Origin of the sequence: Leptolyngbya sp. GGD (assembly GCF_026735145.1) — a bacterium.
GTDB lineage: Bacteria > Cyanobacteriota > Cyanobacteriia > Leptolyngbyales > Leptolyngbyaceae > Leptolyngbya > Leptolyngbya boryana.
Genome location: NZ_JAPQKE010000002.1, coordinates 893,700 through 905,578 on the forward strand (window position 1 = coordinate 893,700; position 11,879 = coordinate 905,578).

At 46.3% G+C, this 11,879-nt stretch carries 12 protein-coding genes; 6 read left to right on the forward strand and 6 right to left on the reverse strand.

The genetic code is table 11. The features are described 5' to 3' along the window. Window positions 1–38: 38 nt before the first annotated feature. Complete coding sequence (locus OU814_RS12985) at window positions 39–323, forward strand: UPF0175 family protein (protein WP_017286382.1); 285 nt, start codon at window positions 39–41, stop codon at window positions 321–323. Continuing rightward, window positions 320–799, forward strand: a complete 480-nt coding sequence (locus OU814_RS12990; protein WP_190647160.1) for a DUF3368 domain-containing protein — start codon at window positions 320–322, stop codon at window positions 797–799. Before OU814_RS12985 ends, OU814_RS12990 begins: the two co-directional genes overlap by 4 nt. Before the next feature lie 112 nt (window positions 800–911). Here the strand turns inward: OU814_RS12990 and ispE are convergent, their stop codons facing one another. After that, window positions 912–1,853, reverse strand: a complete 942-nt coding sequence (gene ispE, locus OU814_RS12995; protein WP_017286384.1) for a 4-(cytidine 5'-diphospho)-2-C-methyl-D-erythritol kinase — start codon at window positions 1,851–1,853, stop codon at window positions 912–914. A 148-nt stretch (window positions 1,854–2,001) separates the two neighbouring features. On the opposite strand from ispE, the gene OU814_RS13000 reads away from it, so the two are divergent. Then, window positions 2,002–2,622 carry a hypothetical protein gene (locus tag OU814_RS13000; protein WP_017286385.1) on the forward strand — a complete coding sequence of 207 codons (621 nt, stop codon included), beginning with the start codon at window positions 2,002–2,004 and terminating at the stop codon, window positions 2,620–2,622. Between the two features lie 120 nt (window positions 2,623–2,742). Here the strand turns inward: OU814_RS13000 and rsmA are convergent, their stop codons facing one another. Then, window positions 2,743–3,555, reverse strand: coding sequence for a 16S rRNA (adenine(1518)-N(6)/adenine(1519)-N(6))-dimethyltransferase RsmA (gene rsmA / locus OU814_RS13005; RefSeq protein ID WP_268183383.1), 813 nt, complete (start codon window positions 3,553–3,555; stop codon window positions 2,743–2,745). 1 nt (window position 3,556) lies between these two features. After that, complete coding sequence (purM, locus tag OU814_RS13010) at window positions 3,557–4,585, reverse strand: phosphoribosylformylglycinamidine cyclo-ligase (RefSeq protein WP_268183386.1); 1,029 nt, start codon at window positions 4,583–4,585, stop codon at window positions 3,557–3,559. A gap of 343 nt (window positions 4,586–4,928) precedes the next feature. On the opposite strand from purM, the gene OU814_RS13015 reads away from it, so the two are divergent. Next, complete coding sequence (locus OU814_RS13015) at window positions 4,929–5,981, forward strand: septal ring lytic transglycosylase RlpA family protein (protein WP_017286388.1); 1,053 nt, start codon at window positions 4,929–4,931, stop codon at window positions 5,979–5,981. A gap of 202 nt (window positions 5,982–6,183) precedes the next feature. Here the strand turns inward: OU814_RS13015 and OU814_RS13020 are convergent, their stop codons facing one another. The 3 genes from OU814_RS13020 to OU814_RS13030 form a co-directional block, all read right to left on the reverse strand. Then, window positions 6,184–7,266 (reverse strand): class I SAM-dependent methyltransferase, encoded by a 1,083-nt coding sequence (locus OU814_RS13020; RefSeq protein ID WP_268183389.1) that lies wholly within the window; start codon window positions 7,264–7,266, stop codon window positions 6,184–6,186. A gap of 269 nt (window positions 7,267–7,535) precedes the next feature. Further along, entirely contained in the window at window positions 7,536–7,754 is a 219-nt protein-coding gene (locus OU814_RS13025; protein WP_017286390.1) for a hypothetical protein, read from the reverse strand. A gap of 724 nt (window positions 7,755–8,478) precedes the next feature. After that, entirely contained in the window at window positions 8,479–9,663 is a 1,185-nt protein-coding gene (locus OU814_RS13030; protein WP_017286391.1) for an NAD(P)H-quinone oxidoreductase subunit H, read from the reverse strand. A 191-nt stretch (window positions 9,664–9,854) separates the two neighbouring features. Here OU814_RS13030 and rsmH point away from each other — a divergent pair, with 191 nt between their 5' ends. Both rsmH and OU814_RS13040 read left to right on the forward strand, forming a co-directional pair. Beyond that, window positions 9,855–10,718 carry a 16S rRNA (cytosine(1402)-N(4))-methyltransferase RsmH gene (rsmH, locus tag OU814_RS13035; RefSeq protein ID WP_268183392.1) on the forward strand — a complete coding sequence of 288 codons (864 nt, stop codon included), beginning with the start codon at window positions 9,855–9,857 and terminating at the stop codon, window positions 10,716–10,718. 80 nt (window positions 10,719–10,798) lie between these two features. Then, window positions 10,799–11,872: a histidinol-phosphate transaminase gene (locus OU814_RS13040; protein WP_268183394.1), complete on the forward strand. Its 1,074-nt coding sequence runs from the start codon at window positions 10,799–10,801 to the stop codon at window positions 11,870–11,872. Window positions 11,873–11,879 lie beyond the last annotated feature (7 nt).

The following is an 11,879-nucleotide window of genomic DNA, read 5'->3' on the forward strand; positions in this document are numbered from 1 at the left end:
AAGAGCGCGATTGAAAATTATTTATCTTGGATAAAACAATGCAAATTACGATCGAGATTCCTGACATCCTGGGAAATCAGCTACAAACCAACCCAGGAAATTTAGAGCGAAAGATGCTCGAACTTTGCGTTATTGAAGCTTATCGAAACGCATGGATTAGCTCAGGCAAAGCGAGAGAACTCCTTGGATTTTCAACCCGGTTGGAACTTGATGCTTTCTTCAAGCAGCGAGCCGTTGATCTCAATTACGATCTGTCTGATTTAAAGAAGGATCTAGACACTCTGGAAACCCTTCAATCAGAAGGTAATCTAGCTACACCATGATCGTTATCTCTGACACTTCTCCTCTTTGCTATCTCTTACTGATTGATTTGATTGACTTACTCCCAGAGTTGTACGATCGCATCGTAATTCCCGAAATCATTCGAGATGAATTAGCCGCTCCCAAATCTCCTGCAATTGTTCAAGCTTGGATTGCCCAACCTCCAAGCTGGGTAGAAATCAGAGCAGTTACAACCTCAAACAATCTATCTGCTGATGAACTCGACCCAGGAGAACGAGACGCGATCGTATTAGCTGAAGAACTGCAAGCCGACTTAATTCTCCTCGACGATCAAGCTGCAAGAGCGGTCGCTACACAAAGAGGCTTAGCCATCGTCGGGGTTTTAGGTATCTTAGTCAAAGCAGGTCAACAAGGAAAAATCGATTTTCCAACTGCAATTGCTCGACTTCAGCAAACAACCTTCCGTGCTTCTGCGAGTCTAATCCAAACATTAATCGATCAATTTGAACAACTGTAAAACCAATGGCTCTCAGAGAAAGCCAACGGCAACAAATCTCGGTTGCTTGTTAAAACATCAATTTCTTCAAGAACTTGCCCAAAACTTCAATGCGCTATCTGAATCGCGTAGATTAAGAATTTGCTAAATGCACACCACATTGGCTTAATTTCGTCACCCAAAGATCCAAATCCGAATCAGGAATACTCGATCGCATTCTTTCCCGAATTTCTTCCGCTTGCGATCGCGATTCCGCCAAAGCAAACACAGTCGATCCCGACCCAGACATCATCGTTCCAATCGGATTAAACTTCGCAAACTGATCTCGGATCTGTTGAATTTTCTCAAATTCTGGTAACACGACCAATTCCAAATCGTTGTATAAGTGCTGTCCGATTTGTTTGAAATCATGATGAGCGATCGCATTGAGCATTTCTCTCGATCGCGCTTTCTTCGCTTCAATCTCTGATGGCGATTTTGGATAAGTGCCACCAAACTTTTGCCGATAGGTTTTATACGCCCAAGGGGTCGAAACAGGCAGATCCCGATATTTTGCTAAAACGACATAGAGATGATCCAGGCTAGTCAGCGGGGCAAGCTGTTCTCCTCGTCCTGTTGCCAAGGCTGTCCCGCCTGAAATGCAAAATGGAATATCCGATCCGAGTCTGGCGCTAAGTTCTTGCAGTTCCCACTGCGTTAACCCCAAATTCCACATCAGATCAATTCCAACCAAGACCGCAGCCGCATTACTCGATCCGCCTGCCAAGCCTGCCCCCATCGGAATCCGCTTCTGCAAATCAATTTCCACACCGCCGAATCGAGCAGCCATTTCAGGAAATTCTTGCATCATCAATTCTGCGGCTCGGTATGCCAAATTTGTTTGATCGACCGGAACTGCCGGATGATCGCAGTGAACCCGAATTTGATCCGTGCCGATCGCGCGAACTGTGACTAAATCCGCCAGTTCAATGCTTTGCAGCACCATGACGAGTTCATGGAAGCCATCGGGGCGATCGCCCACAATTTGCAGATAGAGATTAATTTTAGCGGGAGCAACAAGAGAATACGATCGCATAAGATTCGCTGAGTCAGACCTATACCATTATCGGGATTGTAGGGACACCTTCACACCAATAATTTTTTACGGGTGTTTCCGTAAACTCTCCCAAACAGTTGAAAACAGAAGCAATCGCAACAGCAGTCATCTTGATTTACGTAGAACAATGAAAACAACATTCCTGAAAAAAGTGCTTGGTCTATTTGGATTCGCAGTGATTGGACTAATGGTTGCCGTAACGTCAGGGTATGCCCAAGATCTGCCCATGGTTGGATTTCTCTTTTCAGGTCGAAGTGTTGGCAATACTGGTCAAGCAACCGTTCCACTCGTCGGAATTCGCTACACAGGTGAATGTCCCGGCGAACAAGTGGCTTCTGCGCGATCGCGATTTTACTCAAAGACAACTCGCCCTGCCCCAGAACTTCGGGCAGTCATTAGAAATGTGACATTTGGATTTCCGGGAGAGACGAAACCGTTTACCGATCGAGAATATTTCAACGGAGATGTTTCAGAAGATTTTGATATCCGATTTGGGGATGAGCACAAAGGTCGATTTCTAGCTGTACGCCCTGGAGAAAATCAGTTTGAATACGAAATCAAACGGGGAAATCAGGTACTTGAATCAGGCGGGTTTACAGCCTCATTTGAAGAAAGAACGATCGAGCAAAATCGCAGCGCTCGAAACGTTTGGCGCGAGAAAAAATACTGCCGAAGATATGACAAGAAAAAGAAACGTTGCATCGATGAAGATGTGCACGGTTACTATGAGCGCACGTGTGGGCAGTAAATCATTAAGTGAGATCAATTTACGAGTGAGTTGTATTTTGGCTTCGCTCAACATGAGAGATCTGCTATCAAATTTCTTGCCAGGTTGAGCGAAATTCAAGCCGTTCGCTAGGGACAAATATCACCTAACAAAGGCATTGCTCAATGTCACCCATTCTTCCACGCTCAAATCTTCGGCTCTTGCTTGAGGATTGAGATTCAAACGCTCAAGCAATTGATTCAACTCTTCAACCTCAATTAAGCTCTTCAAATTGTTCCGCAGCATTTTCCGCCGACTTGCAAATCCTAGTTTCACAAGCGTCTCTAATTTTCTCGGATCATTTGCAGGAAGCTCGATCGCTCTTGGCTTCAGACGAATCACTGCCGAATCGACTTTCGGAGGAGGTGAAAATGCCTTTGCTGGCACATCACAGATAAATTCTGCATCTGCCAAATACTGTACTCGAATCGACAACGCCCCATAATGACTCGAATTGGGATTCCCGCAAATTCTTAAAGCAACTTCTTTTTGAAGCAGCAAGACAATCGATTCAAAAGGCTGCGGATTGGGAGCTGCGATCGTACCTAGCAACTTTTCGAGAATTGGACCTGTAATGTTATACGGAATATTAGCAACGACTTTTCGAGGCTGCTGAAATGCTGGAAAAGGCTCTAATAATTCATCAATATCGAGCGTGAGAAAATCGCCTTGAAGTAAGACGAAATTCTCAAATTGCCCAAACTTTTGAACTAAAATCGGGCACAAATCTCGATCAATTTCAACCGCAACAACTGCCTGAGCTTGCGATAATAATTGCCGCGTTAAAATCCCCGTTCCTGGTCCAATTTCTAAAACGCGATCGCTTTCGTTCAATTCAGCGGCACTGACAATTTTGGCTAAAGCTTTCTCACTCTTTAGCCAATGTTGCCCAAACTGTTTTCTCGCTTTTGGCACGTTATTCCGGTAATCCTAATAATTCACCCGAACCTGGAACGACTGTTCCAATTCTTGATGGTTTCAACTCGTGAGTTGTGAAAAATTCCAAAGTACGATCGACACTTTCTTCTGGAACAATCACAACATAACCAATCCCCATATTAAAAGTATTAAACATGGCATTGGGTGCAACATTGCCCTGACTCGCTAACCAATGAAAAATCGGTAAAATTTCCCAAGCATGGGGATCAATTTCAACCGTTTGATTGGGCGCTAAACAGCGCGGCAAATTCTCTGGCAAACCGCCTCCCGTAATGTGCGCCATGCCATGAATCTCAATTCCGGCTTTCAATGCTGCCAAGATCGGTTTGACATAAAGCTGAGTCGGTGTGAGTAAAACTTCACCTAAAGTCGCACCGCCCAAATCACTCGGTCGATCGCTCCAATCAAATCCGCGATCGACCACGATTTTCCGAACCAAACTGAACCCATTACTGTGAACACCTGAACTCGCAAGCCCGATCGCGACATCGCCAACTTTCACGCGCGAGCCATCTAAAATTTTGCTCTTTTCAACAATTCCAACACAAAATCCTGCCAAGTCATACTCATTCGGCTGGTAAAAACCGGGCATCTCTGCTGTCTCGCCCCCCATCAGGGCACATCCTGACATCTCACAGCCTTGAGCAATTCCATCTACTACATCTGCAAGCTGATCCGGTAGCAATTTTCCTGTTGCGACATAATCGAGGAAAAATAACGGTTCGGCTCCACAGGTCAACACATCATTCACACACATCGCCACTAAGTCAATGCCAACCGTATTGTGAACATCGAGTTGATGTGCCAATTTTAGCTTCGTCCCAACTCCGTCCGTTCCTGAAACTAAGATCGGCTCTTGATATCCAGACGGCAATTGAAATAACCCGCTGAATCCACCTAAGCCTCCTAAAACCTCAGAACGATAAGTACGCTTGACAGAATCGCGAATGCGATCAACAAACGCCCGTCCTGCTTCAACATCAACTCCTGCTTCCCGGTAATCCATGAACCTGCGCGTGAATCTGCAAAACAACAGCATACCTCACAAAATGTATGAAGTTATCGTAAAGTTATCGTGAAGCTGAAAAATCCTCAGCCTGCCTATAAATCCCTAAAAGCCTTTGTATGCAAGACCTTCGTCTTTTGTCAGAATTTGAAGCTAATATGAAGTTTCATTTCGCACTGATAGCACCCTGATCCCCTGGGTAAAAACTTCATGCTAGTCTGTTGCAGTTCTGAACTCAGGAGTGAACACGGAGCGAGTACGAGTTAGCACAGCTTAAGTTGTGTCAGTTGGCAGACCGCCACATCTCGGACTCAAGGTTTGAAGTGAATCTCATATAGGATGTATGAACCAAAAATTGATTAGCGGATTGACTGCCGCGTTACTGTGTTCCAGTACGGTCGGTGTGACCGCCGCCCTTGCGGAGTCCACCCAGGCAGCCAGCCAAGGATCGAAAGAGTCTACTGAGGCTCCCCGACCGTCTTCTCCAACCGTGGTGAAGATGGGCGAAGAACAAAAAGTCGGTGAACAGCTGACCCCCCAAAGCCAGGAATCGATCGCGAAGATTCATTCGCACGAAATCTCTGGGCGTAAAGCCGCTACCCTCTATGTCCGTAATATTCCCGTTGTTACGTTTCTAGGTCAGTCCCGGATTTCCTCAGACGAAGTGAAAGTCGGTGAGGTTGCTGACTCCTCTACCCAAGCCGCGAAACTGAAATACGGTGCGTCTAATTCCCAAGTTGATACTCGCACTCCATCGCGCCAGAATTCCTCTGCTGATCCAGTTAGAAGAGCCACTGAGATCGCAGCAAAATTAAACCAACTCCACCGTGACGGTATTAACGCAGATCAAATCACCGTCCGATGGAACGAACAAAAGTCCGGCGATCGATTTGTGATCGAGGCAAATAAAAAAACGATCGTCGCGGTCGATCCAGAAACGATTCTGCCAAACTCAACGCGTGATCCTGAGCAAGATGCGCTCCAGGTTGCAAATCGTCTCCGCCGATTGCTTGGAAATGCAGAACCCCTGCGCCAAGTGTCGAATCGTCCGCAACGTGCTCCTCAAGAAGTGGCTCTCGGTCCCATTCGGTTCCGCTCTCAGGGGATGGCGTCTTGGTATGGACCTGGCTTTCACGGCAATATGAGCGCGAGTGGTGAAGTGTTCAATCAGAACGCGATGACCGCGGCTCATCGAACTTTGCCCTTTGGTACGCTGGTGCAAGTAACCAATTTAGACAATGGTCGAACAGTGACAGTGCGGATTAACGATCGTGGACCGTTCTCCGGTGGTCGCGTGATTGATTTGTCTGCAGGTGCGGCTCGTGTGCTCGGATTAGTTCAAAGCGGCGTTGCTCCCGTTCGCCTTGAAGTTCGAGACAGAATTGCAGGAAATTAGAAGTTTAGGACATTCGGATGGGTGAATTGTTCACTCCTGTTCAATGCTGCAATTGAAATTTCGCGGTTGATTTGCAGCACCCATCTATGAATTTCTAGATTGAGTTGATTTTTCTGAGTACAGACTCTGATCCTCTATCCTCGCTGAATCAGTGAGGATAGAGGATTTATCCTCACTGATTTACACCTACAGGTGATTCGGCTCAATCGTGGGTTAGCCCTTTTAGTTTGATGTCTGCATTTAGCCCTTTGCTCTGAATCAAAACCTCAAATCCACCTAATCCCATTGGATTCATCAGTTGATGCAATGCGTCGCGGCGCTGCAATCGATTTTGTAAATCCTCGCTACTGGTCGGTTCGGTGAGAGTCAATTGCGATAATCGATCGCCCAAGCCCAAAGCCATTAAAAATAATCCCTGCTGAGTCAATCCCACAGTCTGCAATCCTGACAATTCTCCCTGTAATTGCAGCGCCGTGAAATTCACATGAGCCGTAATATCTTGTTCTCCCACATATATATAGGGATCGTTGTGATGGCTGTGTTGGTAGTAGCATTGCAATGTTCCCCCTAATCGCATGGGATTGTAATACCGCGTCGCTGAATACCCATAGTCGATCGTTAAAACGAACCCAGATTTTAGCCGTTTCGCGATCGCATCCATCCAATCGAGCGCAGCTAAATTCACTTCGGTGCGATACCCTTCTGCATAGCGAGAAACATCAACGCCCACAAAATCAAAATACTTCGTGATTCTCTCGCTTGACAGCTCAGCGATCGCTTCACTGAATCTGTTATCGATGAGTTCAACATAAATTTCTTTCAGTTGATGATCCTGAACCGTCACCAAATGTACTGGAAAGGCATCGACTAATTCGTTGGAAAAGAAACATCCCACGATCGAGGCTTCTGGAATATTCTCGATCGTCGTCCAATCAATACGTGCGCCTTTTTCAATCCAACGTCCTAATCGCTGCCGCTGTTCAATCACATGGGCTGCCGACTTCTCAAGGATTAAATAAGATAGCGCAGAAAAACAATCTAAATCTCGGCGCTCCAGATATCGCAAAATATCCACAGCCAGCAATCCTTGACCCGCACCCATTTCTACCACAGTGAATGGATTCGGCTGACCCAAGGCCTGCCACATGTCGATCAACTGTTCCGCCAGCAGTTCCCCAAAATCAAAAGACAAATGGGACGAAGTGAAAAAATCACCCTTCGCCCCAATTTTCTCGCGCTGTCGCGTGTAATAGCCCAATTGCGGGCAATACAGCGCAAGATCCATAAATTCGGCAAACGTTAACCGTGAACATCCGCGAATTCGCTGCGATATTAAATTGTAAAGAGGACTCGACTCGTCCAAAGATTGATTGTCCTGAGCAAACACAATTCACCTGAATACTAGAAACGATCGTCCTTCACTCTATTGCATTTTTTAGCTGGCTACAGTAGAGTATCTGTACTAAATCGCTATCTAAACTGAAATCTAGGATTCAGGAAGGAGGGATGCACGTCCACTAAAAATCAAAAACTGCACCACACTCCGCCTAGGGTTTACGCTTTTGCCAAAGCAGGTTCTTCTGCTGCGACATTCGTTGTAGCCTGCGGAGCATCAAATGCTACGATGAACTTCGCGTTTGGACGGGTCTGAGTCAGAACCTTCAAATACGAATCTGCATCGTTACGACGACGGAACCGAATGACAACCTGACGTTGGAGGTCAGAAGTCAACTGATATACAACCCAGGGAGTTAGCTGCTCTTGGTACTTCATAATTCAACCGTGGAGAATAAGGGCGTTACAAGAAATGAACAATCACTCGAATTAAGCTTAAGATCCGGTTTTGGAGAGAAACGCTACATCTAGGGGTCGCGCTTCAGTTCACATACTATTGATAGCGTCTAAGTTGAAAAAAGTCAATCTTTTTGCTGCAAGAGCGTCTGTCCGTGCATTCGCTCAGTGTTATTGCTGAAATTGGCGGACGAGTGGCTAGAATGGAGCACCATTTCACAGCAGAGTAGGCAAAGTAGAAAAATCTCCTACTTTAGTCGAATAGCCAAACGCTCTCACAGAAGTATAGATTGTTAATCCAGATACGCTACAAATTCTACGAAACTCCTCGATCGAATCCTTGAACTCATTAGAGTGCTGCGAGCCATAGAATCGCCTGAAATACATCCCTGAAAGCTACTCCAGCATACGCACTAGCTGAGTCTCTAGCAGGAATATCCGTAGACAGACGAAAATAAAGTCACGCTTCTCAAACAATATCTAGCACTGAGCTGTTGACGGAAACTGATTTTGGGTTGCCTCCGTGTGAGCACAGAACGAGATTAAAAAAAGTTTATTGAAAGCTTAAAATCTAGCCGCAACTCATACTAGCTTAAAATGAAGCATTTGAGGACATCATGTTGTGTTTTATCAAACGCGATACAGAATGCAACAAAAAAGGCAGGTTCGTTACCTGCCTGGAGTTGATGAGGTCTGGGCAAGGAGTTTAGCGATCGACTGATCCCATAATGATGTCGATACTACCGAGAATCGTAACGATATCTGCCACCTTCATGCCCTTGACCAAGTAGGGGAGAATCTGGACGTTGTTGAAGTCTGCTGCCCGAACTTTGAAGCGCCACGGGAAGATATGATCCTCTCCCATGATGAAGACACCCAATTCGCCTTTGCCGCTTTCGAGTCGAACGTAGTGTTCTCCTTTGGGGATCTTGAACGTCGGTGCGATTTTTTTACCAATGAATTGATAATCGGGTCCATTCCAGTCGGATTTGGGACCTTCGAGCATCCGCTTCGCTTCCAAATTCTCAAATGGTCCACCTGGCAAGCCTTTAATTGCTTGTCTGATGATTTTGACGGACTCACGCATTTCGCGAATCCGCACTAGGTAACGCGCAAAGCAATCTCCTGCGGTTTCCCAATGCACATCCCAATCTAGCTCGTCATAGCGCTCGTATTTGTCAACTTTCCGCAAGTCCCAGTTCACGCCAGAAGCGCGCAGCATTGGACCGGATAAGCTCCAGTTAATAGCATCTTCACGAGTGATGACTCCGATACCATCGACGCGACGACGGAAGATTGGATTATCAGTAATCAGCTTCTCGTATTCATCGACTTTCGGCATGAAATAGTCGCAGAAGTCTAAGCACTTATCCACCCAACCGTACGGCAGATCCGCAGCAACACCGCCGATTCTAAAGTAGTTGTGGTTGACCATGCGGTAGCCTGTTGCTGCTTCCCACAGGTCGTAGATCAGTTCGCGTTCGCGGAAGATGTAGAAGAAAGGAGTTTGTGCGCCGACATCTGCCATGAACGGACCAAGCCACAGGAGGTGATTTGCGATCCGGTTCAATTCCAGCATGATCATGCGGATGTAGCTGGCGCGTTTCGGAACGGGGATCCCAGCGAGTTGTTCGGGAGCATTGACCGTGATGGCTTCGTTGAACATGCCTGCCGCGTAGTCCCAACGGCTGACATAAGGCACGAACATAATGTTGGTACGGTTTTCGGCGATTTTCTCCATGCCGCGATGAAGATAGCCAATGACAGGTTCGCAATCGACCACGTTCTCGCCGTCGAGCGTGACGATTAAGCGCATTACCCCGTGCATGGAGGGGTGATGCGGACCCATGTTGAGAACCATGGGTTCTGTTTTGGTTTCGATCATTGCCATCGGTGTTCTGCCTCTCGATTCACAGATTTTGGGAAAAGCTTAGATTTCGGGCTTTTGGGCGCTTGTTGCACTTTTTTAATTATAGAGAATCATGCCTCTTCGTGCGGTTTGGAATCAATTTTGTCAGGATTCAATTTACACTTAGACCCGGATAGAATTAAGTCGATGGCGCAGTGATCGCCCTTTTTTTCATGACTTTAGATTTTCACCATATTCCAGTTTTGAGTCGCGAAGTGATCGAAGGTTTGGCGATTCAAAGCGGTGGACATTATTTGGATGCAACGGTTGGTGGTGGTGGGCATAGTGCGTTGATTTTGGCGGCAGCGGATCAGGTGCGGTTAAGCGCGATCGACCAAGATGAAACTGCGATCGCGGCGGCAAAAGCGAAATTAGGCGAGCGTGTTACGTTCTATCACGAAAATTTCTCAGAATTTGATCCCGGTGATACACGATTTGATGGAATTTTGGCGGATTTGGGTGTGAGTTCGGTGCAGCTTGATGTTGCCGATCGCGGGTTTAGTTTTCGGCAGGAAGCGGCACTCGATATGCGGATGGATCGCAGGCAGGAGTTGACGGCTGCCGAGATTATTAATCATTGGGAAGAGTCGAAGCTGGCTGATATTTTTTACACCTATGGTGAGGAGCGGTTGTCGCGGCGAATTGCCAAGCGGATTGTCGAACAGCGACCGTTTAGGACGACGACGGAATTAGCGGATGCGATCGCACACTCCGTTCCTAAGCAATATCGATATGGTCGAATTCATCCGGCAACTCGCGTGTTTCAAGGATTGCGAATTGCAGTGAATCGAGAACTTGAGGTGTTGGAGACGTTGATTGCGAAAGCTCCGATGTGGCTAAAACCAGGCGGGCGGATTGCAATTATTAGTTTTCATAGTTTGGAAGATCGGATCGTTAAGCATCGACTGAAAGAGTCGGAACTTTTGACAGTACTCACAAAGAAGCCGATTATTGCCCAGGAGGATGAGATTCGGGAGAATGTCAGATCTCGATCGGCGAAGTTGCGAATTGCAGAGAGGAAAGCGATCGACCATTAATTGTTCTAGTTCTTCCTCGTCTCAGGCTTTAAAGAGTTTGATAGACTCAGATCTCTGCCAAACTCTTTAATTTTTTGATCATGCTTGAGTTCATTCGCTCCGATCTGGCTGAATTTGCGGCATATAACACGCAGCATACAGATAATTCACATCTGGATCATCCCGATCGCTTAGATGTGAATGAAAATCCATACGACCTCCCGGATGAACTCAAGCAAAAATTAGCCTGGACTTGGCAAAATGAAATCGAGTCCAATCGATATCCAGATGGCGGATATTTAGCGCTGAAAGATGCGATCGCGCAATACGCTGGAACGCAATTCACCAACTCAAATATTTCAGTGGGCAACGGCTCAGATGAATTGATTCGCTCGATTCTGATGTGTACTTGTTTGAATGGCGAAGGGTCGATTCTCGTTGCCAATCCAACGTTCTCCATGTATGGAATTCTGGCGAAGACTTTGGGAATTCCAGTGGTGAGTGTGGATCGTTCTCCTGAGAATTTTGAGATTGATTTGCAAGCGGCTCAGAATGTGATCGATACTCAAGCGATTCGTGTTGTTTTTGTTGTTCATCCGAATTCGCCGACCGGAAATGCGCTGACTTCTGCCGAAATTGCCTGGTTAAAAAGTCTGCCGCAAAACATTCTAGTTGTGATTGATGAGGCTTATTTTGAATTTAGCCAGACGACTTTGGCGGATCAATTGCTGGAACACCCGAATTGGATCATTTTGAGAACGTTTTCTAAAGCATTTCGATTAGCAGCGCATCGGGTTGGATATGCGATCGCGCATCCTGAAATGATTGAAGCGTTAGAGAAAATGCGCTTGCCGTTTAATTTACCAAGTTTCTCGATCGCTGCGGCGCGGTTAGCTTTGGCAGAACGGGATTCCCTTTTAGCAGTCGTGTCAGAGATTTTAGAACAAAGAGCGATCGTTTATCAAAAACTCGAACAACTGCCAAATCTGCAACTTTGGCAGAGTGCAGCAAACTTTATTTACGCGCGATCGAGTCATGATTTAGAGCAATTAACTGAACAATTGAGACAGCAAGGAACGATTATTCGGCATACAGGTGGCGGGTTGCGGATTACGATTGGAACACCGGATGAAAATATACGAATGTTCGATCGATTAAAGAATGCTGTGACCTAGCTCAATT